Consider the following 23,927-nt stretch of genomic DNA (forward strand, 5'->3'; position numbering starts at 1 on the left):
TTCTCGCCGGCGACTCAGCCGTAGACCAGCCGCCGGAGCTGACGCGCCGACAGCGGCGGGGGCGCCACGCGTCGCGCGTCGAGCTCGTCCCGGATCACGGTGAAGATCCGGTCGTTGCGGAGCCCGCGGGTGCGGAGCTCCGCGTGCCGCCGCCGCACGAAGTCCTCGGTCGGCTCCGCGAAGTAGGCGAGCACCTCGTCGACGACACGGGCGGCCTCGCCCGGGTCGAGCGCGGTGCTGCGGACCAGGTGACGCACCAGGTCCGGGTGCGGGCCGGCGAACGCATCGGGGTGCGTCGATCGGTCCGGGGCGGCGTGCACGGATCGAACTGTGCCCGATCACCTCCCGCTTCGCCAAATTCCTGCCCGATTTCGGGCAGGAATCCGTCAAAACTGCGTACGGACGGCGCAGCGGAGCCCATCTGTAGGGGAAATCGGACGGCGAGGGGCTGCCCGTTACGCCCGCCCGGGCGCGCGCGTCACCATCTGCGCGCCGTCGAGGCCGAGCGCGCGTCACCGTCCGGCCCCGCGCCGGCGTCCGGGCCCGCGTCGGCTCCCGGACGCGTCGGCGTCCGGGGGCACTCAGCTCGGGCGGCCCCCGGCGGCTCAGGCCGAGCGGGCGGCGGAGAGATCCTCCGTCTCCGCGTCGGCCGCGGGCTCCAGCTCGCCCGCCCGCCACAGCGCGGCGTATCGCCCGTCCGCCGCGAGCAGCTCGGCGTGCGGCCCCTCCTCGGCGATCCGGCCCGCGTGCAGCACGACGATCCGGTCCGACGCCGCCGCCGTGGCCAGCCGGTGCGCCACGACGAACGCGGTGCGCCGTGCCGTGAGCCGATCGCCGGCGGCGAGCACCGCCGCCTCGGTGGCGGGGTCCAGCGCCGCCGTGGCCTCGTCGAAGATCAGCACGTCCGGGTCGACGAGCTCGGCGCGGGCCAGCGCGACCAGCTGCCGCTGCCCGGCGGACAGTCCCTGCCCGCGCTCGCCCACCGCGGTCCGGAACCCGCCGGGGAGCGCGCGGATCATCTCCAGGGCACCGACGGCCCGGGCCGCGGCCTCGATCTCCGCCTGCGTGGCGCCGGGTCGGCCGTAGGCGACGTTGGCCGCGACGTCCCCGGTGAACAGGTGCGGTTCCTGCGGCACGAACCCGAGCCGGCGCCGGTAGCCCTCGAGCGGGTAGCGCCGGACGTCGACGCCGTCGACCAGCAGCTCGCCCTCTCCGACGTCGTAGAACCGGGCGAGCAGCTTGACCATGGTGGACTTGCCCGCGCCCGTGGCCCCGACCAGCGCGATCGTCTCGCCCGGCCGCACGCGGAGGTTCACGTCGGCGAGCGCCGGCTGCTCGACGCCCGGGTAGCGGAAGGTGATCCCGCGCAGCTCCACCTCGCCCCGCAGCCGCTGCGGGACGACGGCGGCGTCGGAGTCCGGCGCCGCCGGCACCGACGTCGGGGTGCGGAGCAGGTCGGCGATGCGCAGCAGGCCGATGCGGGCCTGCTGGTAGCCGTCGAACACCTGGGACAGCTGCTGCACCGGGGAGAAGAACAGCCCGAGGTAGAGCAGGAACGCCGTGAGCACACCCGGCGTGAGGTCGCCCGCCGCCACTCGCGCGGCACCGACCCCGAGCACCGCGGCCTGCGCCACGTCGGACAGGAACGCGACGCCCGGGAAGTACGTCGCGATGTAGCGCTGCGCCCGGATGCGCGTGCGCCGGTAGGCGTCGCTGCGGGCCCCGAACGCCTCGGCGCTGCGCTCCTCCCGGACGAACGCCTGCGCGACGCGGACGCCGGTCACGTTCTCCTGCATGTCCGCGTTGACGACGCTGACCCGCTCCCGCGCCTCCGCGTACGCCCGCGACGACAGCCGCCGGAACACCACGGTGGCCACCAGCAGGACCGGCAGCACGGCAAGCGCCACCAGGGCGAGCTCGGCGTCGGTGACCAGCAGCGCGACCGCGACGCCGACCAGGGTGAGCAGGCTGACGACGGCCTGGGCGAGCCCGGTCTGCAGGAACGTCGACAGCGCGTCGACGTCCGTGGTCATCCGGGTCATGATCCGGCCGGAGAGCTCGCGCTCGTAGTAGTCCAGCCCGAGCCGCTGCAGGTGGGCGTAGCTGCGGGTGCGCAGCAGGTAGAGCAGGCTCTCGCCGGCCCGCGCGGTCACCACGGTCTGCGCGGCGACCACCAGCGCGTCGGCCAGCACGATCCCGATCCCGATGAGGGTCGCGATCAGCAGGATCCGGGTGGACCCGGCCGTGATGCCGCCGTCGACCGCGAACCGGGCGACCGACGGGAAGGCCAGGGTCGCCAGCGCGTCGAGCGCCACGAGGGACATGCCGAGGGCGAGCGTCCAGCGCACCGGCCTCAGCAGGCGGGCGAGGCGGAAGCCGGGGTCCGGCGCGGTGGGGTCGACCCCGGCGAGGCGCGGGGTCTCGGTGACGGGCTTCAGCCTCGCGACGGCGTCGAGGAGCTCCGGGGTCGCCGCGATCCCGCCGACCATGCCCGACGCGCCGGGCCCGGTGCGGGCCTGCGGGCCGCCGGCGCGCGCCGACCCCGCCTGCTCCGCCGCGGCCCGCACCGCCCGGTCGGACTCCGCCTCGCCGGCGGCGGCCTCCGGCCACAGCTCGGGCGTGACACCGCCGGCGGGCACGGCGACCGCCGGCGCGGCCGCCGGCAGGGGCTCGACCTCGGGCTCCGCGACGGTCCCGGCCTCCTCGGCCGGCTCCTCGTCGGCGTGCGCCTGCGCGCCGGTGGCCAGCAGCTCGCGGAACAGCGCGCAGCGGCCCCGCAGCTCCTCCTCGGTCCCGACGTCGACGACCCGGCCGGCGTCGAGCACCGCGATCCGGTCGGCGAGGGCGAGGGTGGAGCGCCGGTGCGCGACGAGGATCGTGGTCCGCCCGGCGGTCAGCTCGCGCAGGGCCTCGTGGATGGCGGACTCGGTGGCGGTGTCGACGGCGGAGGTCGCGTCGTCGAGCACCAGGACGCGGGGATCGGTGAGCAGCGCCCGGGCCAGCGCGATCCGCTGCCGCTGCCCGCCGGAGAGCGTGAGCCCGCGCTCGCCGACCTGGGTGTCGTAGCCCTCGGGCAGCGCCTCGACGAACGCGGCGACCTGCGCGGCCGCCGCGGCGGCGCGGATCTCCTCCTCGCTCGCGTCGGGCCGGCCGTAGGCGATGTTGGCGCGGATGGTGTCGGAGAAGAGGAACGCCTCCTCGAACACCACGCCCAGCTCGGCGCGCAGGTCCCGCAGCCGCAGCTCCCGGACGTCGACGCCGCCGATCCGCACGGCCCCGTCCCAGGGGTCGTAGAAGCGGGGCAGCAGCAGCGCGACCGTGGACTTGCCGGAGCCGGCGGTGCCGACCACGGCCAGGGTCTCCCCCGGCTCCGCACGCAGGGACACGCCGTCGAGCACCGGCCGGCCGGGCTCGTAGCCGAAGCGCACGGCGTCGAGCTCCACGCCGACCGGGCCGGCCGGCAACGCGCGGGGCGCGGGCGGGTCCTGCACGTCCGGCTCCGCGTCGACCAGGTCGTACACCCGCTCGACGCCGGCGCGGGCCAGCTGCGCGCTCACGACCAGCGACCCGACCAGCCGGGCCGGCCCGACGAGCTGCGCGACGTAGGTGGTGAAGGCCAGGAAGGTGCCGAGCGAGATCGACCCGCGCACCGCCATCAGCCCGCCGATGCCGATCACCGCGACCTGGCCGAGCGTGGGCAGCGCGAGCAGCACCGGGTTGAGCCGGGCCGTCATCCGCGCGGCGCGCATCCGCTCGCCGAACAGCCGCCGGGCCAGCCCCTCCAGGGTGCCGACCTCACGGGTCTCCTGGCCGAAGCCCTTGACCACCCGGACGCCGGTGACCGTCTCCTCGACCTGCTGCGCCACGTCCGCCGCGCGCTGCTGGGCCGACCACGTGGCCGGGAACAGCGAGCGCCGGGTGCGGCTGGTGATGTACGCCGCCAGCGGCAGCATGATCAGCGAGACCACGGTGAGCAGCGGGGACAGCCACAGCATGGCCGCCACCGAGGCGATCACGAGCGCGACCGTGCCGGCGGTGAGCGGCACCATCGACAGCAGCGACTGGACCTGCTGCAGGTCGGTGATCGCGCGGGAGGCGACCTGGCCGGTGCGCAGCGCGTCCTGGCGGCGCCCGTCGAGCCGCTGGACGGCGGCGAACACCTGGCGGCGCAGGTCGTGCTGCACGTCGAGCGCCATCCGCCCGGCGAGGTAGCGGCGCAGGAAGGACGCGGTGAACCGGACGAGCGCCAGCCCCAGGATCGCCAGCACGATCGGCAGCAGCACGTCCGTGACGCCCCGCACCGCGTCGTCGACCGCGACCCGGGTGAGCAGCGGGCCCGCCGCGTCGAGGCTCACCCCGAACACCGACGCGACGAGCGCGCCGACGGTGACCCGGCGGTGCCGCAGGCACTCGCGGGTGAGCCGGCGCAGCCAGCCGGCGGGCCGGGTGCCCGGGTCGGGCGAGGTGGTGGGGAGCGGGTCGGGCACGGACCCAGGTTATGACGCCGGTCCGACAGTCCGCCGCCCGACGACGTCCGCCCTGGTCACAGCCGTCTCAGGTCACGTCCCGGCGGCCGCCGACGACCCACGCCACGGCCACCCCGGCCCCGGCCCACACGACGAGGACGAGCAGCGCGCCCCACGCCGGCGGGGGCCCGGCGACGCCCGCCAGGCCCTCGACGATCGAGGACGCGAACCGGCCGCCGAGCTCCTGGGCGGGCAGGTCGTACAGCGCGACGTCCCCCGCGTTGGCGGGCAGGAACGAGGTGAGCCGGGCGACCGCCGTCGGCGCGCTGCCCTCCTCCGTGCCCGAGCGCAGGATCAGCGAGACCAGGTTCTCCACCGCCAGCACGTAGACCAGCAGCGCGACGACGGCCCCGGCCTGGTTGACGACCAGCGTCCCGAGCGCGACCCCGAGCACCGCCCAGAGCGCACTCACCAGGATCCCGATCCCGCTCAGCGCCAGGATCCCGCCGACCGACGGCAGCGGCGCGGCGCCCTGGCCCAGCAGGCCGGCGAGCAGCCCGAGCACGATCGCGAGCAGGGCGTACGCGGCCCCGACGCCGGCCGCCACCGCCGACTTGGCCAGCAACGTCGGCACCCGCCCCGCCAGCAGGTAGGTGGTGCTCACGGTGCGGTGCCGGAACTCCGAGGTGGCCAGCACGACGCCGTGCAGCGCCGCGAACACCGTGGTCAGTGACAGCGCGTAGGCCAGCGAGGCCAGCAGGATCCCGGGGAGACCGTCGCCCACGCCGGCGACGGCCGAGCTGAACAGCCCGCCGAACAGGTTGACCATCACCGCGAGCAGGGCCACCGGGATCGCGAGCGCCCACCAGGTGCGCACGGACAGCGCCTTGAGCGCCTCGGCCCGCAGGACGCCCGCGGTGGGGAGCAGGTCGGGCGTCACGCCACACCCCCGCCGGTCAGCCGCAGGAACATCGCCTCGAGGTCCGCGCGCTCCTCGACCAGCCCGTAGACGGCCACGCCCGCGGCGAGCGCGGTGTCGCCGACGAGCACCGCGTCGGCCGCGACGGCGAGCCCGCCGTCGGCGACGTGGTCGATCTCCAGCACGCCCCGGGCGGCGAGCGCCTCGGCGAGCCGGACGGGGTCGGAGCAGCGGACGCGCACGGCGGGCCGGCCGTGCAGCCCGTCGGCCGCGCCCTGGTAGACGCAGGCCCCCGCCGAGATCACGACGAGCCGGTCCGCGGTCTGCGCGATCTCCGCGAGCTGGTGGCTGGACACGAGCACGGTCCGCCCGGAGCGCGCGAAGCCGCGCAGGAACTCCCGCAGCCAGGCGATGCCCTGCGGGTCGAGGCCGTTGCCCGGCTCGTCGAGCACCAGGATCCGCGGGTCGCCGAGCAGCGCGACCGCGAGGGCGAGCCGCTGGGCCATGCCGAGCGAGTAGCCGCCGGCGGCCCGGTCGGCGGCGTCGGCGAGCCCGACGAGCGCGAGCACCTCGTCGACCCGCTCCTCCGCCACGCCGATCGCCGAGGCGCAGACCTGCAGGTGCCGGCGGGCGGTGCGGGCGGGGTGGGCGCCCTGGGCCTCCAGCACGGCGCCGACGACCCGGCCGGGCGCGGTCAGCTCCGGGTAGGGGGCGCCCTCGACCAGCGTCGACCCCGCGGTCGGGGCGACCAGGCCGAGGATCGCGCGCAGCGTCGTCGTCTTGCCGGAGCCGTTGGGCCCCAGGAAGCCGGTCACCGCACCCGGCTCGACCGTGAACGACAGCCCGCGCACGGCCTCGACCGTGCCGAACCGCTTGGCCAGGCCGGACACCTCGATCCGGCCGCTGCCGTCGGGTTCGCGTCCCACACCTCTCCTCACGCTCGCCGGGCCCCATCCTGCCCCCGTTCCGCGGGCCGCGGGCCCGCGGGTGGGCCGGCGAGGTTCGTCCCTCGATTCCGGTTCTCGCCGACGCTAGAGTGGCGCCCGCCGTGATTCACCTCACGCCCCAGAGGGAGCACCGATGACGCTGTCCCCCGACCGCCCCGCCGACGTGTCCGGCCTGCTGGGACGCTGGGCCACCGAGCGGCCCGACGCCGAGGCGCTGCGGTTCGCCGGCGTGCGCCGCACGTGGGCCGAGCTCGACGAGCGGGTCCGCCGGCTGGCCGCGGCGCTGCGGGCCGAGGGCGTCCGGCCCGGGGACCGGGTGGCCGTGCTCGACCTCAACCATCCCTCCTGCCTCGAGCTGACGCTGGCCTGCGCGCGGATCGGCGCGGCCAACGCCGTCGTCAACTTCCGGCTGGCCCCGCCCGAGATCGTCTACGTGCTCAACGACTCCGGCGCGGTGCTCCTGCTCGTCGGCCCGGAGTTCGCGCAGGCGGCCGAGGCCTCGCGGGACAAGGCGCCGGCGCTGCGCCGGCTGGTCCGGGTCGGCGGGCCCGACGACGAGTACGAGGCCTGGCTGGCCGCGCACGAGCCGGACGACGGTCCGGCCGAGGCCGACCCGGACGCCTGTTTCGTGCAGCTCTACACCTCGGGCACGACCGGCTTCCCCAAGGGCGTGATGCTCACCCACCGGGCGATGCTGGCGCACTCGACCAACGTGGCCGAGAGCTTCGAGGTGGACCACGACGCCGTCGTCCAGGTGGCGATGCCGCTGTTCCACGTCGGCGGCACCAGCTATGCCCTGCTCGCGGTCCACTTCGGCGCGCGGATGGTGATGCTGCGGGTGCCCGACCCGGCCGCGGTCGTCGAGCAGCTGGAGACCGAGCGGATCACGCACACCTTCCTGGTGCCCGCGCTGCTGGCGGCGATCACGAAGGTGCCCGGCGTCGAGACGCGCGACCTTTCCGCGATCAAGGTCCTCTCCTACGGCGCCTCGCCGATGCCGCTCCCCGTGATGCGGGCGTGTCTGCCGCTCTTCCCGGGGCGGATGCACCAGGTCTACGGGATGACGGAGGCGTGCGGCGTGGTCACCGCGCTGCCCGCCGCCGACCACGAGGACCCGGCCGTCGCACACCGGCTGGTCTCGGCCGGGACGCCGATCCACGGCGTCGAGATCGAGGTCCGGGACCCCGCGACCGGCGAGCCGGTGCCGAGCGGCGAGCCGGGCGAGATCTGGGTGCGGACCGCGCAGCTCATGGCCGGGTACTGGCGTCAGCCCGAGGCCACCGCCGCCGCGATCACCCCGGACGGCTGGCTGCGCTCCGGCGACGGCGGCCACCTCGACGCCGACGGCTACGTCTACGTGACCGACCGGGTCAAGGACATGATCGTCAGCGGCGGGGAGAACGTGTACCCGGCCGAGATCGAGCGCGTGCTCGCCGAGTACCCCGGGATCGCCGATGTGGCGGTGATCGGCGTGCCGGACGAACGGTGGGGCGAGGTGCCCCGCGCGATCGTCGTGCCGGGCGACGGCGCCGAGCTCGACGAGGCCGCCGTGCTCGCGCACTGCCGGGCGCGCCTGGCCTCGTACAAGTGCCCCAAGGGCATGGACGTGGTGGCCGAGCTGCCCCGCAACCCCACCGGCAAGATCCTCAAGAAGGACCTGCGGGCCCCCTTCTGGGCGGGCCGGGAGCGCCGGACCGTCTAGGCGCCGGACTCTCCGCCACCTCGACGTCCCCCGCTGATGGTGTTCACGGTCCGAACGTGACAGCCTCACTGTCATGAAGCTCTCGACCCAGCTGCCGTACAGCGACGACCCGGTGGCGGGCGCCACCCGCATCGTCGAGCTCGAGAAGGCCGGGCTCGACGTCGTGTGGGTCGCCGAGGCCTACAGCTACGACGCCGTGTCCCTCATGGGCTATCTCGCCGCGCGCACCGAGCGGATCGAGATCGGGTCGGGGATCCTGCCGATCTACAGCCGGACCCCCACCCTCACGGCGATGACGGCCGCGGGCCTCGACGCGCTCTCCGGCGGCCGGGCGATCCTGGGCCTCGGGACGTCCGGGCCGCAGGTGATCGAGGGCTTCCACGGCGTCCCGTTCGACAAGCCGATCGGGCGGACCCGTGAGGTCATCGAGATCTGCCGGGCCGTCTGGCGGCGCGAGCGCATCCAGCACGAGGGCATCTACACGATCCCGGTCCCGGAGGGCCGCGGCACCGGGCTCGGCAAGCCGTTGAAGCTCATCAACCACCCGCAGCGGGCGGACATCCCGATCTGGATCGCGGCGCTCGGCGACAAGAACGTCGAGATGACGGCCGAGCTCGCCGAGGGCTGGCTGCCGCACGCCGTCGTCCCCGAGCGGATGCAGGAGGCCTTCGGCGCGCCGCTGGCCGCCGGCCTGGCCAAGCGGGCGCCCGAGCTCGGTCCGCTGCAGATGACCGGCGGCGGCTTCCTCGCGATCGAGGAGGAGATGTGGGAGCCGGCCCGGCAGGCGGCGCGGGCGATGTTCGCGCTCTACGTCGGCGGGATGGGCGCGCGCGGGAAGAACTTCTACAACACCGTGATGCAGCGCCAGGGCTGGGCGGACGCCGCGCGGACGGTGCAGGACCTGTACCTCGACGGGCGCAAGGAGGAGGCCGCGGCCGCGCTGCCCGACGAGTTCATCGAGAAGTCGACGCTCATCGGGCCGCCCTCGTTCGTCAAGGAGCGGATCGCCGCGCTGCACGAGGTCGGCGTCACCCACCTCCAGGTCAACCCGGTCACGAACGACGCCCCCAAGGTCCTCGGACAGGTGCGCGAGTGGCTGCCGTGACCCGGGGCTGAGCGGAGCTCGCGGAGCGAACATCGGCACTGAGCGGAGCTCGCGGAGCGAACATCGGCACTGAGCGGAGCTCGCGGAGCGAACATCGGCACTGAGCAGGGCACGGTCACGCGAACCGGGGGTGGCGTCACGGGCCGTGTCGGGCCCGTTCCACAATGCCGGGTGAACCTGCCGACCCCCGGGAGCTGCGTGGTGCCCGACCTTCCCGTGCGCACGTCCGACGAGCCGATGGAACCGGAGCAGTACCGGTACATCGCGACGCACGCGTGGTGGATGGGCACCTTCATGGGCCCCGATCCGGCGGAGCCGGTGCACGTGCACCTGTCCGAGCACCTGCTCCAGCAGTGGACGCCCGCGGTCCAGGACGCGGACTGGCTGCTCGACCGCGAGCTCACCGGCCGCGTCACCTGGCTGGCGGGCTCGGGCGAGGCGGCCGACGACGCCGGGTTCGACCTGCGGGACGCCTGGCCCACCGGCCGCTTCCGCGCGAAGTACGGCGACTTCTACGCCGACCTGCACGACTCGGCCCCGCACCGGCCCGCGGGGAACTGGGCCACGCCCACCCCCGAGTTCCTGGCCCTGCTGCCCCGCGAGCCCGGTGAGCTGCTCGCCCGGCTGCTGGCCGACGCGCCGCAGGGGCGCACCTACACCGGCCCGTTCCGCAGCGCCGTCGACGCCCTCCGGACCTGCTCGGTCCCGGCCGACCTGCGCGCGCCGCTCTACGCCGCCCTGCTCGAGCTCCCGGCCGTCTCGCTCGTCGACGAGGTCAAGGACCTCGACGGGAACCTCTGCCTCGCGCTGGTGCACGACGCCGGGCCCACCCGCACCGAGCTCCTCGTCGACCCGGTCGACGGGCAGTACGCCGGCGAGCGGGACACGCTGCGGCGCGACTCCACGTGCGGGCTGGTGGAGGGCACCGTGATCGCGGAGACCTCCGTGCGCACCGCCGTGGTGCCCGCGATCGGGGCCCTCCCGGTTTTCTGACCGGGCCCGACGGGCACCCGCCGGACGGAGGTCACAACGCGACCGAGCACATACCGGCTCCGTCCCGGGGAGGACTACCCTGGGAGGGCGGTCATCGGCGACTGAGAAGCTTCAAGCGAACCAAGGCGGTTGAGAGCGCGTGTCCACCAGTAGTACGACCGGCCATACCGGGGAGTTCGGCGCCAACCAGTTCGGCCCGAACGAGTGGCTCGTCGAGGAGATGTACCAGCGCTTCCTCGAGGACCCGAAGACGGTCGACCCGGCCTGGCACGACTTCTTCGCGGACTACAAGCCCGGCGGCTCGCTGTCGGGCGCCGCGCCCGCCGAGGACAGCCCGACCGCGCAGGGCGAGGCCGAGCGCGCGGAGGCCGACCGCTCCGCCGACGCCGAGGCCGCCGGCGCGCCGACCGCCGCCCCGGGCCGCTCCGCCACCACCACCAACGGCTCCTCTCGCACCGGAAAGCAGGACGTGCCCCCCGCCAGCACACCCACGACCAGCCCCGCCGAGCCGACCGAGGTCCGCCGCGCCGGCGACCGCGCCGCGTCCAACAGCAACGGCGCCGCGCCGCCCGCGACGAAGCCGGCCGCCGGCAGCACCTCCAAGGCCGCCGCCAAGCCGGCCGCGGAGAGCCAGGACCAGGTCCTGCCGATCCGGGGCGCGGCCAACGCCGTCGTCAAGAACATGAACGCCTCGCTCGCCGTCCCCACGGCGACGAGCGTGCGCGCGGTCCCGGCGAAGCTGCTGGCCGACAACCGCATCGTCATCAACAACCAGCTGAAGCGCACCCGCGGCGGCAAGATCTCCTTCACCCACCTCATCGGCTACGCCGTGGTGAAGGCGCTGGCCGACTTCCCGACGATGAACCGCCACTTCGTCGAGACGGACGGCAAGCCCACCGTCGTCCAGCCCGAGCACGTCAACCTCGGCCTGGCCATCGACCTGCCGGGCAAGAACGGGCAGCGCTCGCTCGTCGTGGTGTCGATCAAGGGCTGCGAGCGGATGACGTTCGCGCAGTTCTGGTCCGCCTACGAGGGCATGGTCCACAAGGCGCGCAACGGTTCGCTCACCGCCGAGGACTTCCAGGGCACCACGATCTCGCTGACCAACCCGGGCACGCTGGGCACCAACCACTCGGTGCCGCGGCTGATGCAGGGCCAGGGCACGATCGTCGGCGTCGGCGCGATGGAGTACCCGGCGGAGTTCCAGGGCGCCTCCGAGGAGCGGCTCGCCCAGATCGGCGTCAGCAAGATCATCACGCTGACCTCGACCTACGACCACCGGATCATCCAGGGCGCCGAGTCCGGCGACTTCCTGCGCCGGGTGCACCGCCTGCTGCTGGGCGACGACGGCTTCTACGACGACGTCTTCACCTCGCTGCGGGTGCCGTACGAGCCGGTCCGCTGGGTGCAGGACTTCCCCGAGGGCGAGGTCGACAAGACCGCGCGCGTCCTCGAGCTGATCGAGTCCTACCGCACCCGCGGCCACCTCATGGCCGACACGGACCCGCTGAACTACCGCCAGCGCCGCCACCCCGACCTCGACGTGCTGTCCCACGGCCTCACGCTGTGGGACCTCGACCGCGACTTCGCCGTCGGCGGGTTCGGCGGCGAGGCGCACATGAAGCTGCGGGACGTGCTCGGCCTGCTGCGCGACTCCTACTGCCGCACGGTCGGCACGGAGTACATGCACATCGCCGACCCCGAGCAGCGCGCCTGGCTGCAGGAGCGCATCGAGGTGCCGCACCAGAAGCCCTCCGTGGTCGAGCAGAAGTACATCCTGTCGAAGCTCAACGCCGCCGAGGCGTTCGAGACCTTCCTGCAGACCAAGTACGTCGGGCAGAAGCGGTTCTCGCTGGAGGGCGGCGAGACCGTCATCCCGCTGCTCGACGCCGTGCTGGACAAGGCCGCCGAGAACGAGCTCGACGAGGTCGTCATCGGCATGCCGCACCGCGGCCGGCTCAACGTGCTGGCCAACATCGTCGGCAAGCCGATCAGCCAGATCTTCCGCGAGTTCGAGGGCAACCTCGACCCGGGCCAGGCCCACGGCTCCGGCGACGTCAAGTACCACCTGGGCGCCGAGGGCAAGTACTTCCGGATGTTCGGTGACGGCGAGACGGTCGTGTCGCTGGCCTCGAACCCCTCGCACCTGGAGGCCGTCGACCCGGTCCTCGAGGGCATCGTCCGCGCCAAGCAGGACCTGCTCGACAAGGGCGAGGGCGGCTTCACCGTCCTGCCGCTGATGATGCACGGCGACGCGGCGTTCGCCGGGCAGGGCGTGGTCGCGGAGACGCTGAACCTGGCCCTGCTGCGCGGCTACCGCACCGGCGGCACCGTGCACGTCGTCGTCAACAACCAGGTCGGCTTCACCACCGCGCCGGAGCACTCGCGTTCCTCGCAGTACTGCACGGACGTGGCGAAGATGATCGGCGCGCCGGTCTTCCACGTGAACGGCGACGACCCCGAGGCCTGCGTCTGGGTGGCCAAGCTGGCGGTCGAGTACCGCGAGCGCTGGAACAACGACGTCGTGATCGACATGATCTGCTACCGCCGCCGCGGCCACAACGAGGGCGACGACCCCTCGATGACGCAGCCGGCGATGTACGACGTGATCGACGCCAAGCGCTCGGTGCGCAAGATCTACACCGAGTCCCTGATCGGCCGCGGCGACATCACGATGGAGGAGGCCGAGCACGCGCTCAAGGACTTCTCCAACCAGCTCGAGCATGTGTTCAACGAGGTCCGCGAGCTGGAGAAGACCCCGCCGGCCGTGTCCGCCTCGGTCGAGAAGGAACAGCTCGTGCCGAGCGACCTGGACACCTCGATCCCGCTCGAGGTCGTGCACCGGGTCGGCGACGTGCACGAGCACCTGCCCGAGGGCTTCACCCCGCACCAGCGCGTCAAGCCGGTGCTGGCCAAGCGGGCGAAGATGTCGCGCGAGGGAGACGTCGACTGGGCCTTCGGCGAGCTGCTCGCCTTCGGCTCGCTGGCGATGGACGGCAAGCTGGTCCGGCTCTCCGGCCAGGATTCCCGGCGCGGCACGTTCGTGCAGCGGCACTCGGTGCTGATCGACCGGAAGACCGGCGAGGAGTACTACCCGCTGCGCAACCTGGCCGAGGACCAGGGCCGGTTCCTGCCCTACGACTCCGCGCTGTCGGAGTTCGCGGCGGTCGGCTTCGAGTACGGCTACTCGGTCGCCAACCCGGACGCGCTGGTCATGTGGGAGGCGCAGTTCGGCGACTTCGTCAACGGCGCCCAGTCGATCATCGACGAGTTCATCTCGTCCGGTGAGGCGAAGTGGGGCCAGTTCTCCGACGTCGTGCTGCTGCTGCCGCACGGCCTGGAGGGCCAGGGCCCGGACCACAGCTCCGGCCGCATCGAGCGGTTCCTGCAGCTGTGCGCCGAGGGCTCGATGACGGTCGCGCTGCCGTCGGAGCCGGCGAACTACTTCCACCTCCTGCGCCGGCACGCGCTCGACGGCGTCCGCCGCCCGCTCGTCGTCTTCACCCCGAAGTCGATGCTGCGGAACAAGGCGGTCGTCAGCCCGATCTCGGACTTCACCGGCGGCCGGTTCCGCCCGGTGATCGACGACCCGGAGTTCCGCTCCGCGGACGGGCCCGCCTCGTCGGTCAAGAAGGTCCTGCTGTGCAGCGGCAAGATCTTCTGGGAGCTGCACCAGCAGCGGCAGAAGCGCGAGATCACCGACACGGCGATCGTGCGCCTCGAGCAGCTGTACCCGGTGCCGGACCGCCAGCTGGCCTCGGTCCTGGAGCGCTACCCGAACGCGCAGGACATCCGCTGGGTCCAGGAGGAGCCGGCCAACCAGGGCGCCTGGCCGCACATGGGCCTCGAGCTGCCGGACAAGCTGCCGGAGCGGCTCTCGGGCCTCACGCGGATCAGCCGCCGCCGGATGGCCGCGCCGGCTGCAGGGTCGTCGAAGGTGCACGAGGTCGAGCAGCGCGAGCTGATCGACAAGGCGTTCTCGTAGGGAACCGGTGTACTTCACCGACCGGGGCATCGAGGAACTGGTCGAACGCCGCGGGGACGAGGCGGTCAGCGTCGAGTGGCTGGCCGCCCGCCTCCGGGCCTTCGTCGACTCCCACCCCGCCTACGAGGACGCGGTCGAACGCCTCGCCACCTTCCTCGCCCGCGACGACGAGGACGACTGACCCCCTGTGAGTGGCGATGGTCGCTATAGCGACCATCGCCACTCACGACTGGTGGTCAGCGGCGGAAGCCGAAGCGGCGGCGGGCGACCAGGTCCATGAGCTCGGTGTAGGTGCGGTCGACCTCGCGCTCGTAGCCCTCCAGCCGGGCGGGCTCGGCGTCGGGGTCGGGGCGGGGGAAGGGGCGGACCGTCATCCACGGCTCCGCCCACAGCGCCTCCAGCGCCGACTCCCAGTGCAGCTCCACCGAGAAGCGGGTCAGGGCGGCGCGTTCGCCCACTCGTCGCATACGCGCGTCGATCTTGGCCAGCGCCTGTTCGAGGCGGGTCGCGCGCAGCTCGTCCTGCCGCCGGACCGCGCCGACCGCCTCGTCGATCCCGCTCGCGATGCGGCGGTACGCGGCGGCCGGCGACTCCGGCTGGTCCGGCGTACTCACGCGTCCTCCTCCAGCGGCCCCGGCACGATCACGACCTCCGGCCGGGCGTGCACGGCGCGGTCGAAGAACAACCCGCGCCCCGGGCGCGGCGCCCACGTCGTCCCCAGCCCCGGGGCCAGGGCGCCCAGCTCGGAACCCTGGACGTCGAGCCCGATCCAGGCGCCGACGTCGTCGACCCCGGCCGAGAGGGTCAGCAGCTGCCGCAGCCGGGTCGCCGAGCGCCACCACCCCACGACGTGCAGCCCGACCTCCGGGCCGAAACGCAGCACGGTGCGCAGCGCCTCGGTGCCGGAGCGCTCGAGCAGTGGATCGGCGGCGTCGGCGCCCAGGAGCAGCACGAACACCGGCCGCCGGTCGCCGCCGGCCACCCGCTCCTTCACCTCCCGTGCCAGCTCCTCGATCCGCGCGCGGATCTCGTCGAGCCCGACGGTCTCGACCTCGCGGCCGGCCAACGCGGCGGCAGGCAGCTCCCCCACCAGCGGCGCGACGACGAAGCGGGCCTCGGCCGGCGCGCTCGCCGCCAGCGCCGCCGCGGCCGCGCCCATCACCCGCAACGCCTCGACCGAGGCCGACGCGAGGACGGCGACGTTGCGGCCCGGGGCGTCGGGCAGCTCGACGGCCGCGGCGCTGCCCGCCATGTCGATCACCTGGCCGAGGAGGGCGCGCGGGGCACCGCCGAGCGGCACCGCGGCCAGCAGGTCCCGCACCGCGGGCGACCGGGCGCCGTCGAACAGCCGGGGCGGCGGGCCGGTGTAGCGCTCGTGCGCGGCGCGCTGCACCTCATCGAGGTCCGAACCGGCGCCTGCGTCGGGGATCCGGGCGACTTCGTTGCCGTGCTTCATCCCGGACTCGTGGTTGACGATCGCGTGCCAGCGCGGCAGGGCGAGCGCGGCGTCGTTGAGGTTCGCCAGCACGCGCCGCGCCCGCGGCAGCGCGATCCGCAGCACGAACTGCTCGAAGATCGCCGGACGGCCCCAGAAGGCCTCGATCCCGGAGACGTCCTGGCTGGCGAAGACCAGGTGGATGCCCTGCGAGCGGCCGCGCCGGGCGACGTCCTCCAGCAGGGCCGTGGCCTGCCGCGTGACCTGGTCCTTCTCGGCGAACAGGTACTGGAACTCGTCGACCACCGCGACGATCCGCGGCCAGTGCCCGCCTGGATCGGCCTTACGCAGCTCCTCGAGCTTGGTCACCTCGAAGGACTTGGCGGCCTCGGCGCGGCGGCGCATCTCCTCGGCGAGGAACTGCAGCAGCGCCAGCCCGAACTCGCGGTCGGTGTTGACGTTGATCCCGATGAGCTGGGCGTGCGGCAGCCAGCTGGCGTCCCGGCGGCCGGGCGCGAACTGGGCGAAGGACACGCCCTCCTTGAAGTCCAGCAGGTAGAAGTGCAGCTCGTCCGGGTCGTACCGGGCGGCCATCGACCCGATCATGGCCAGCAGCAGGTTGGTCTTGCCCGACCCGCTCGGCCCGCCGATCAACGCGTGCGGGGAGGCGTCGTCGAGCGCGAGCTCCACGTGCATGCCGTCGGTGAAGCCGATCGGGGCGCGCACCCCGGACTCCGACGTCAGCCGGCCCTGGCGGTCCTTCGGCAGCAGGTCGGCGAAGGTCGACACCTTGGCCCGCCACGCCTCGTGCGCGCGGACGATCGCACTGCACGCGTCCGTGACCTGCTGGCGGGGAAGCGGCGGGTCCGGCTCCACCCGCACGTGCTGGCCGGTCATCGAGCACCGCACGCCCTGCCGGGTGAACCGCACGGTCTCGACGGGCGCGGCGACGGTCACCGGGACGTCGAGCATCACGAGGTGGATCCCGCAGGCCAGGCCGCTGCGCGCGATCCGCTGCAGCTGCCGCTGCTGGTCCTCGGGCAGGGCGGTCCGGTTGCCCGCCAGCACCACCACGACCCACGGCTCGCTGCGCCGGCCCTCGTGCGCGGCGTGGGCCCGCAGGGACGGGAAGCCGCCGACCAGCACCCGGCTGTGCACCTTGCGGATCCGCTCGGACAGCTCGTCGAGCAGGTCGCCGAGGCGGTTCGGGTCGTGCGAGGTGACCAGGCCCGTGCGGGCGAGCGGGTACAGCGCGGGCATCAGGCCGTACTGGCCGACGTCCCAGACGTCGACGGTGAGGATGCCCGGCCGGAAGCACGCGAGCATCCGCATCAGCAGCTGCTCGACCAGCGCCTCGGCGGCGGGCCGGGACTCCGGCACCGAGTCGATCCGCAGGTGGGACTCGTCGAGCAGGGGCAGCGCGACGGGGAACGCGTCGCCGATCTCCAGGTGCCCCGCGCCGATCCGCCACAGCTCCGGGTGGTCCTTGACGCCTTCGTCGCGCAGCAGGTCCGTGCCCGACGCGTCCGGGTCCGCCGCCCGCACCACCTCGTCGAGCCACGCCGTGCCGCGCGCGCCGGCGGGGCCGGGGGCGGCGTCGGCGACGACGTCGGCGAGGGCCCGCGGCCCGTCCGGCAGCCAGCCGGAGAGCCCGGCCAGCCGGTCCCGCTCGGCCCGCTCGACGGCGGCGGCGAGCACGGGCGAGCGGAAGGCGGGGGCCAGGGACGGGTCGGCGCGCACGGCCGCGACGCCCTCTCGGCGCAGCCACAGCTCGAACATGGCCTCGGCCTGCGCGCGCACGGCCGACTCGCGCTGCCGCGCGGCCGCGCCGAGCGCCCGCGCGGCGGCCGCGTGGAACGCGTCGAACGCAGCCGTGACGCGGTCCCGGCGCGCCTTCCTCCCCGGTGCCACGACTACAGCCGACCGCCCAGGTCGGCGACCGCGTCGCCCGCCAGGCCCACCGTCGCCACCAGCTCGTCGACCTCCTCCCGCGCCTTCTCCAACGCCGCCACCGGCAGGTCGGCCCCGGTCCGCTCGGTGAGCTCGGCCAGCAGTGCGGCCGCCTCGCCCAGCCGCTCGGCGGCACGCTGCGCGTGGGCGCGGGCCTCGCCGGTGGCGCCGCCGACGCCCTCGAGCGCCGCGCGCAGCTCGGCGATGCTCACGGTGTGCCTCTCCGCCCGGGCACGCGTGTTACAGCCGGGCGGCGACGCCCTCGGCCGCCTCGATCGCCGCGTTGATCGCCTGCTGGACGTCGTCGATCTTGCTGGCCGCCTCCGCGTAGTACGCGTTGGCCTGCTCGACGTCGCTCTGCGAGCTGCCCTCGGTCACCTGCTGCAGGGCGCGCTGCGCCTCCTCGATGCTGGAGCGCGCCTGGTCCAGCGCCCCCATGCTCTCCGAGGCCTTGTCGTTGGCCTGCGCGATGCCGTCCCTGACCTCTTCGATGCTCGCCACGGCCGCTTCTCGCCTCTCTCGTTGGACCCCGGTACGACGGTAACGGCGGAAACCTACAGCGCGCACCTGGGCACGATCGGTGAGCCCGGTCGCAGCCAGACTCTGCGGGACGGACCGGACATCCCTACCGTTCCCCCCGTACGGGGTCATCGGAGTCGCCGAGTGCCGGGAGGTCGCCGTGAGTACACAGCCGGGAGTCGACCGGACCACGGAGCTCACCCCACCCACGGGCTTCGGGGCGAAGGTCCGCCAGGTCGGCCCCGGGCTGCTGGCCGCCGCGACCGGCGTCGGCGCGGGCGACCTCGTGGCCACGATGGTCGCCGGCGCCCGGTTCGGCACCGTGCTGCTGTGGGCGGCGATCCTCGGCACCGTCCTCAAGCTCGCGCTCGGCGAGGGCGTCGGCCGTTGGCACCTCGCCTCCGGGACCACCCTGCTCGACGGCTGGCGGCGGCTCGGGCGGTGGGCCACCGTCTTCTTCGGCGTCTACATCGTGGTGTGGGGCTTCGTCTACGGCGCGACGGCGATGTCCGCGGTCGGGCTGCCGCTCAACGCCCTGTTCGGCGGGCTGTCCGTGCGGTACTGGGCGATGATCGCCGGCGTCGTCGGGCTGGTGCTGGTGTGGACGCAGCGCTACGCCTTCTTCGAGAAGTTCATGACGGTGCTCGTACTGATCAAGTTCTGCACCGTGGTCGCGGTCGCCGTGCTGGTCGCGCCCGACCTGGGGAACCTCGCCTCGGGGCTGGTCCCGCGGCTGCCCGAGGGTTCGACGATCTACGTGCTGGGCCTGATCGGCGGCGTCGGCGGCACGATCACGATGGCGGCGTACGGCTACTGGATGTTCGCCAAGGGCTGGCGGGGTACCGGCTGGCTGTCGATGATGCGGCTGGACAACGCCGTCGGGTACGTCATGACCGGCATCTTCGTGATCGCGATGCTGGTCGTCGGCTCCACCCTGCTGTTCGGGCAGAACCTCACCGAGTCCGACAGCGGCCTGCTCACGCTGGGCGCCGCGCTCGACGACCGGTACGGCGCCTGGGCCCGGATCCTCTTCCTGGTCGGGTTCCTGGCCGTGACCTCGACGTCCCTGCTCGGCGTGTGGAACGGCGTCTCGTTCATGTTCGCCGACTGGACGCGGGCGATCCGGCTGCCGCACGGCACGGCGGCGGAGACGGGCACGACGATCGAGCGGTTCGCGTCGGGCGAGACCGAGCGGTCCCTGCCCTTCCGCGGCTACCTGCTGTGGCTGACGCTCCCGCCGATGGCGCTGCTGTTCATCGACAAGCCCTTCGGCCTCACGCTCGTCTACGGCGTGCTCGGCTCGGTCTTCATGCCGTTCCTGGCCATCACGCTGATGCTGCTGCTCAACTCGAAGCGCGTGAGTGGCAAGGGCCGCTCGGGATGGCTGTCGAACCTGTTCCTCGGCGCCGCCTCCGTGCTGTTCCTGGCGCTGCTCGTGACGGACGTCGTGAACCGGTTCTAGATCATCCCGAGCAGCATGACGGCCATCGACGTGGCCATGACCAGGTGCGCGACGGCCGCGGCCTGCGGCGCGCGCAACGCCGCGAGCCGGCCCTCGACCACAACCCCGCCGTGCCCGCAGCTCGCCATGTCGACCATGGGTGGGGCGATCTCGGCGGACATCCCGGCCGGCACGGGCTCGGTGAGGGCCGTCCGGGCCCGGCGGGCGGCCGCGAAGCGGTCCCCGCACCGCATGACGTGCCAGGCGAAGTAGCCGGCGAGCACGGTCGCGACGATTGAGGTCCAGGCGGCCGGGCCCGCCGCGGCGTGGTGGGCGTGCGCGCCGCCCGACGCCCGCTCGCCCAGGCCGAAGGAGAGCATGAACAGCATCGCGACCCCGCACACGACGTGGTGCCCGGCGTCGTCGGACGCGGGGCCGGTCCGCAGGGCGACCGCCGCGAACCAGGCCGCGCTCAGGCCGAAGGCGGCGATCCACACCGCGGCCGGGACCGGGTCGCCGACGGGCGAGAACATCGCCGCCATGCCGAATCCCATCACGGCGTGCGAGGCCTCCCCGGCGACCGGGCGGCCGTCGCGCCGCGCGGTGGCGAGGCGGACGAGGTGCAGCAGCCCGAGGCCGAGCGACAGACAGGCGAGGAGGGCGTTGAACCAGGCCATGGAAAGGTCGACTCCCTCGCTCGTGCGGACTCATCGGTCGCCGGGAGCGTAGGCAGATCGGAGCAGAAGAATCCATACCGTGCACGGGTACCCACAGCGGGTGACGACCGCGGGGGTGGTGCAGGTCAGGCGCCGGGGACGGTCCGGATCGTCGCCATCATCGCCATGTCCTCGTGCTCGAGGTTGTGGCAGTGCAGCACGAACCGGCCGGCGAAGTCGGTGAACCGCGTCGCGACGTCCACGATCTCCCCGGGCCGCAGGTCCACCGTGTCCTTCCACCCGGCGTCGGACGGCCCCGGTCCGCGGCCCCCGCGGGTGAGAACCTGCACCGGGTCGAGGTGCACGTGCACGGGATGGTGGACGTCGGTGCGGAAGCGCCACGTCTCCGTCGTGCCGAGCGGGACGTCGGCCAGCGAGCCGTCGGGGTCGAAGGACCGGTCGTTGATCGTCCAGCCGGAGTGGTCCCCGACCGCGCCGCGACGGAACACGAACTCGCGGCGCACCGGCCCCGGGACCAGCGGCTCGATCTCGGACAGCACGGCCGGCACGGCGCTGTCGTCGCGCGCGACGCGGACGACCCGGAACCGCAGCACGTCGCGGGTCGGCCCGGTACCCAGCAGGTTGACGACCGTGACCTCGGTCCCGACGGGAACTCGCCCGAGGTCCACGACGACGTCGCACCGCTCCCCCGGCGCGAGGTCGACGGTCGGCCGCTCGACCGGCGCGGCGAGCAGGCCGCCGTCGGAGCCGATCTGGGTGACCGGGAGGTCCGGCGCGCCCGGCACCTGGAAGGCGAGGGAGAAGCGGCGGGCGTTCGCGCCGTTGAGGATCCGCAGCCGGTGGCGGGCCGCGTCGACCTCGGCGACGGGCCACGGCGCGCCGTTGACCAGCACGACGTCGCCCAGCACGCCCTCCATCCACGCGACCTCCACGCCCGGGACGCGGCGCAGGCTGCGGTCCAGGCTCGGGTAGGTGAACTGGCCGTCGGCGTCGAACGACCGGTCGCAGAGCACGAGCGGGATCTCGCGGTCCCCGCGCGGCAGCGGGAGGGCGTCCTCGACGTCGTCCCGGACCAGGTGCAGACCCACCAGCCCGCGGTGGACGGCCGGGCCGGTGAAGTCCATACGGTGGTCGTGGTACCAGAGCGTGGCCGCGCGCTGGGTCATCGGATAGTGGTGGTCGCGGGTGCCCGCGGCCAGGTCGCCGGGCATGCCGTGGTGCTGCGGCCGTGCAGCCCCGGCGGGGAGCAGCAGGTCGAGCGGCCAGCCGTCGGAGTCGGCCGGGGTGTGGCCGCCGTGCAGGTGCGTGACGGTCGGGACCGGCAGCTCGTTGCGGTGCCGGACGACGACCGGGCGGCCGGTCCGCGTCTCCAGCGTCGTCCCGGGGAAGGTGCCGTCGTAGCCCCAGACGGTGGTGCGGAGGCCGGGCAGGATCTCGACCTCCGCCGGGCGCTGGGTGATCTCGTACAGGTCGGCGGTGGTGCCGTCGGGGAGCGTGAGGGTGCCGGTCGGGCGGGCTGTGCGGGGACGCGGCAGCGGGACCTCGTAGGGGCGTGGGAGGGGTCGTTCGCTGCGGAGCGCCTCGCCGGTCTGGCCCGGTGGGGTGTCGATGCCGAGGGCTCCGCAGCCGGAGAGAGCTGCGGTCCCGGCCGCCGCGACCACGGCGCCGAAGAAGGTGCGGCGGGTGAGGTGGGGTGCGGAGCGCCTCATCCCCGGCTGCCGGGGGTGGGTGGGGTGGGGGTGGGCGGAGCGGGTGGGGTCGGCGCGGGTGGGGTCGGCGCGGGTGATGTCGACGCGGTCGCGGGCGGGGTCATCGTCGGCGGGGTCGAGGTCGGGCGGGTCGTCGGGGGCGAGGTGGGCGCGGTCATCGCCGGCCCCGGCGGGCGGCGGGGGTCCAGACCCAGGCGGCGAGCAGGATCGACACCGTCACGACCAGCACCCCGAGCGGGACGTGCAGGTTCAGCTGCCGCGCGTACCCGAGCCCGACCTGCAGGCCCTCCGCGAGGAACAGCACCACCGTGGCCGGCAGCACCCACCACCGCCCGCGGCCGACCAGGACGAATGCCGCGGCAGCCGCGATCAACACCAGTCCGAGCGCCGCCAGGGCGGAGCCGACGGCCCCGTGCACCGCGATCGCGTCGACGTCGCCGGACAGGTACAGCCCGGCCAGCAGCGGCTGGGCCAGCACCGCGAGCACGTGCAGCGTCAGCAGTACCCGCAGCGTCCACAGCGTCGCGCGCGGTCGGCGGGGGTCGGGCAGACGCACGGGACCCGGCGCACGTTCCGAGCCGGGGAGGGTGGTGTCCACGCCTGGGACGCTAGGAATCCAGTCCGTCGCCGGGATCCGGGACGAACCCCGACCCCTCCCTGAGCGGGCCGGTCAGGGTCTCGGGGTGGAGGGCCGGCCGCACACCCGCTCCGGCCCACGCACATCCGTCCCGGCGGCTCCTCACACCCTCGAGGTCCGTCCCACACCCCGTCGACGGCCTGCGCGACGCACGAGCGGGTGTGCCGAGGGAAGACGGTCGCACCCGACGGCGCGAGTAGTCCCGCGGCAAGCTCGCCGGCAGGAGTGGGACTGGTGGCACGAGACGGGTCGCGCCCGGAGCGGCCGGTGCCGGACTCTGGGCCGGGCAGGAGGTCGCCCTCGAAGCGGAGCCGCGGACGCGCTCTTCCCGCCGGCCACGGAGGTTTTCACCCCGCCCGCACACCCGAAGAAGCGCTACACAACCCGTCGACAGGATGTGGGACCGACCTGGCGGGTGTGGGACCGCGCCCGAGCAGGTGCGTCACCACGCGAGCGGGTGTGCCGCCAAGCAGATGAAGCAGAAGCGCGACACCCGTGAGCCAGGGAGACCCGCCATCACTGCGAGAAGGCCTCGCGGACCGTGATCAAGGGCAGAAGGATGCCGGCGGAAGGCGCGGGAGCACCCCTCGCCCTTGATCACATCGAGCGTGAAACACGAGCTGGCGGTCCTACTCCCCCACCCGCACCTCGTCCCCCGCGCGAACCGTCCCACCCTGCACGACCTCGGCGTACACCCCTGCGCAGGGCAGAAGGCCGAAACCGGGGACCTCGACCCGGTGGTCGAGGAGGGGGCGGACCGCGTCGGGGGCGCGGCCGAGCGAGCCGTGCTCCAGGGTCGGGACCGAGCAGCGCGGCGTGGGCAGGGTGGCGCGCAGGCGCACCTCGCCGAGGGTGATCTCGGTGCCCGGCCAGTCGTTCTCCGCGAAGGGCGGATAGCCCTCGGGGGTGTGGATGACGACGTTGGGCCGGTAGCGGATCGCCTCCGCCGCGCCGACGCCGATCGCGTCGAGCGTCGCGGTGGTGATCAGGTGCACCGGCGAGTGGTCGACGAAGGCGCCGCCGGGGGTGCCCTGCGCGATCTCGAGGATCGCGTAGTCCACCTCGGCGTCGACCCCCTCGGCGAGCACGTCGACCGGGTCCGGCCGCTCGACCTCGGCGCCCTCGGGACGCTTCCCCGCCATCCGGACCCGCCGCCCGAGCAGCGCGGACAGCTCCTCGTCCGCCTCCGAGGCGTCGAGCGAACGTCCGTCCGGCAGGGTGACCCGCACGCCGCCGGACGCGGTTGCGGAGCGGCACTGCAGCAGCTGCCGCCAGCGCCGCGGGTGCTTGGCCGTGGCCACCCGGCCGGTCTCCTCGTCGAGGAGCGCGAACCGGCGGTCCCCGGCGACGCCGAGCGGGCCGACCGCGATCTCCGCGACCGGCTCGCCCAGCATCGACTTGACCGGGTAGCGGTACAGGGCGGCGACGGTGCCGGCTGTCAT

General features: G+C 74.1%; 18 protein-coding genes. 6 read left to right on the top strand and 12 right to left on the bottom strand.

Annotation, left to right across the window (positions count from 1 at the left end; translation table 11 throughout):
- Positions 1 to 14 precede the first annotated feature (14 nt).
- The 4 genes from ACQP04_RS30620 to ACQP04_RS30635 all read right to left on the bottom strand — a co-directional run bounded on the left by ACQP04_RS30620 (position 15) and on the right by ACQP04_RS30635 (position 6,311).
- Positions 15 to 320, bottom strand: a complete 306-nt coding sequence (locus tag ACQP04_RS30620; protein WP_358200409.1) for a hypothetical protein — start codon at positions 318 to 320, stop codon at positions 15 to 17.
- Positions 321 to 605: 285 nt separating this feature from the next.
- The gene (locus tag ACQP04_RS30625) at positions 606 to 4,487 is read right to left on the bottom strand and encodes an ABC transporter ATP-binding protein (protein ID WP_433503990.1); all 3,882 of its coding nucleotides are present in this window, start codon (positions 4,485 to 4,487) and stop codon (positions 606 to 608) included.
- Positions 4,488 to 4,554: 67 nt separating this feature from the next.
- Complete coding sequence (locus tag ACQP04_RS30630; protein ID WP_433503991.1) at positions 4,555 to 5,406, bottom strand: hypothetical protein; 852 nt, start codon at positions 5,404 to 5,406, stop codon at positions 4,555 to 4,557.
- Complete coding sequence (locus ACQP04_RS30635) at positions 5,403 to 6,311, bottom strand: ATP-binding cassette domain-containing protein (RefSeq protein ID WP_037053191.1); 909 nt, start codon at positions 6,309 to 6,311, stop codon at positions 5,403 to 5,405. The genes ACQP04_RS30630 and ACQP04_RS30635 overlap by 4 nt, the downstream gene beginning before the upstream one ends.
- A gap of 154 nt (positions 6,312 to 6,465) precedes the next feature.
- Here ACQP04_RS30635 and ACQP04_RS30640 point away from each other — a divergent pair, with 154 nt between their 5' ends.
- The 5 genes from ACQP04_RS30640 (at position 6,466) to ACQP04_RS30660 (ending at position 14,298) form a co-directional block, all read left to right on the top strand.
- Positions 6,466 to 8,034 carry a long-chain-fatty-acid--CoA ligase gene (locus tag ACQP04_RS30640; protein ID WP_433503992.1) on the top strand — a complete coding sequence of 523 codons (1,569 nt, stop codon included), beginning with the start codon at positions 6,466 to 6,468 and terminating at the stop codon, positions 8,032 to 8,034.
- A gap of 73 nt (positions 8,035 to 8,107) precedes the next feature.
- Positions 8,108 to 9,139 carry an LLM class F420-dependent oxidoreductase gene (locus ACQP04_RS30645; RefSeq protein ID WP_433503993.1) on the top strand — a complete coding sequence of 344 codons (1,032 nt, stop codon included), beginning with the start codon at positions 8,108 to 8,110 and terminating at the stop codon, positions 9,137 to 9,139.
- Positions 9,140 to 9,340: 201 nt separating this feature from the next.
- Positions 9,341 to 10,132 (top strand): hypothetical protein, encoded by a 792-nt coding sequence (locus ACQP04_RS30650; RefSeq protein WP_433503994.1) that lies wholly within the window; start codon positions 9,341 to 9,343, stop codon positions 10,130 to 10,132.
- 220 nt (positions 10,133 to 10,352) lie between these two features.
- Positions 10,353 to 14,117 (top strand): multifunctional oxoglutarate decarboxylase/oxoglutarate dehydrogenase thiamine pyrophosphate-binding subunit/dihydrolipoyllysine-residue succinyltransferase subunit, encoded by a 3,765-nt coding sequence (locus tag ACQP04_RS30655; RefSeq protein WP_433508469.1) that lies wholly within the window; start codon positions 10,353 to 10,355, stop codon positions 14,115 to 14,117.
- A 7-nt stretch (positions 14,118 to 14,124) separates the two neighbouring features.
- Positions 14,125 to 14,298 (top strand): DUF6104 family protein, encoded by a 174-nt coding sequence (locus ACQP04_RS30660; RefSeq protein ID WP_197040876.1) that lies wholly within the window; start codon positions 14,125 to 14,127, stop codon positions 14,296 to 14,298.
- Positions 14,299 to 14,353: 55 nt separating this feature from the next.
- Here the strand turns inward: ACQP04_RS30660 and ACQP04_RS30665 are convergent, their stop codons facing one another.
- Genes ACQP04_RS30665 through ACQP04_RS30680 form a run of 4 tightly spaced genes read right to left on the bottom strand, consistent with a single transcriptional unit; the run spans position 14,354 to position 18,003 of the window.
- Positions 14,354 to 14,731 (bottom strand): hypothetical protein, encoded by a 378-nt coding sequence (locus tag ACQP04_RS30665; RefSeq protein WP_037053185.1) that lies wholly within the window; start codon positions 14,729 to 14,731, stop codon positions 14,354 to 14,356.
- Positions 14,728 to 17,463, bottom strand: a complete 2,736-nt coding sequence (locus tag ACQP04_RS30670; protein ID WP_433503995.1) for an FtsK/SpoIIIE domain-containing protein — start codon at positions 17,461 to 17,463, stop codon at positions 14,728 to 14,730. Before ACQP04_RS30670 ends, ACQP04_RS30665 begins: the two co-directional genes overlap by 4 nt.
- 2 nt (positions 17,464 to 17,465) lie before the next feature.
- Complete coding sequence (locus ACQP04_RS30675) at positions 17,466 to 17,714, bottom strand: hypothetical protein (protein WP_037053183.1); 249 nt, start codon at positions 17,712 to 17,714, stop codon at positions 17,466 to 17,468.
- A gap of 28 nt (positions 17,715 to 17,742) precedes the next feature.
- Positions 17,743 to 18,003 carry a hypothetical protein gene (locus tag ACQP04_RS30680; protein WP_037053182.1) on the bottom strand — a complete coding sequence of 87 codons (261 nt, stop codon included), beginning with the start codon at positions 18,001 to 18,003 and terminating at the stop codon, positions 17,743 to 17,745.
- Positions 18,004 to 18,181: 178 nt separating this feature from the next.
- On the opposite strand from ACQP04_RS30680, the gene ACQP04_RS30685 reads away from it, so the two are divergent.
- Entirely contained in the window at positions 18,182 to 19,483 is a 1,302-nt protein-coding gene (locus tag ACQP04_RS30685) for an Nramp family divalent metal transporter (protein ID WP_433503996.1), read from the top strand.
- Here the strand turns inward: ACQP04_RS30685 and ACQP04_RS30690 are convergent.
- The 4 genes from ACQP04_RS30690 to ACQP04_RS30705 form a co-directional block, all read right to left on the bottom strand.
- The gene (locus tag ACQP04_RS30690) at positions 19,480 to 20,139 is read right to left on the bottom strand and encodes a DUF5134 domain-containing protein (protein ID WP_433503997.1); all 660 of its coding nucleotides are present in this window, start codon (positions 20,137 to 20,139) and stop codon (positions 19,480 to 19,482) included. The genes ACQP04_RS30685 and ACQP04_RS30690 overlap by 4 nt on opposite strands.
- Positions 20,140 to 20,264: 125 nt before the next feature.
- Positions 20,265 to 21,848: a multicopper oxidase family protein gene (locus tag ACQP04_RS30695; RefSeq protein ID WP_433503998.1), complete on the bottom strand. Its 1,584-nt coding sequence runs from the start codon at positions 21,846 to 21,848 to the stop codon at positions 20,265 to 20,267.
- Between the two features lie 154 nt (positions 21,849 to 22,002).
- A complete protein-coding gene (locus ACQP04_RS30700; protein ID WP_433503999.1) occupies positions 22,003 to 22,446 on the bottom strand; it encodes a hypothetical protein in 444 nt (147 codons plus the stop codon).
- A 668-nt stretch (positions 22,447 to 23,114) separates the two neighbouring features.
- Entirely contained in the window at positions 23,115 to 23,927 is an 813-nt protein-coding gene (locus ACQP04_RS30705) for an MOSC domain-containing protein (RefSeq protein WP_433504000.1), read from the bottom strand.

The sequence above is a fragment of the Pseudonocardia halophobica genome (assembly GCF_050948485.1).
GTDB classification, from domain to species: Bacteria; Actinomycetota; Actinomycetes; order Mycobacteriales; family Pseudonocardiaceae; genus Pseudonocardia; species Pseudonocardia halophobica.

What these genes read in the sequence shown, in the direction of transcription:
- ACQP04_RS30640 (WP_433503992.1), top strand. Translation starts at nt 6,466, where the DNA reads ATGACGCTGTCCCCCGACCGCCCCGCCGACGTGTCCGGCCTGCTGGGA.
- ACQP04_RS30645 (WP_433503993.1), top strand. Translation starts at nt 8,108, where the DNA reads ATGAAGCTCTCGACCCAGCTGCCGTACAGCGACGACCCGGTGGCGGGC.
- ACQP04_RS30655 (WP_433508469.1), top strand. Translation starts at nt 10,353, where the DNA reads ATGTACCAGCGCTTCCTCGAGGACCCGAAGACGGTCGACCCGGCCTGG.
- ACQP04_RS30690 (WP_433503997.1), bottom strand. Translation starts at nt 20,139, where the DNA reads ATGGCCTGGTTCAACGCCCTCCTCGCCTGTCTGTCGCTCGGCCTCGGG.
- ACQP04_RS30695 (WP_433503998.1), bottom strand. Translation starts at nt 21,848, where the DNA reads ATGAGGCGCTCCGCACCCCACCTCACCCGCCGCACCTTCTTCGGCGCC.
- ACQP04_RS30705 (WP_433504000.1), bottom strand. Translation starts at nt 23,927, where the DNA reads ATGACAGCCGGCACCGTCGCCGCCCTGTACCGCTACCCGGTCAAGTCG.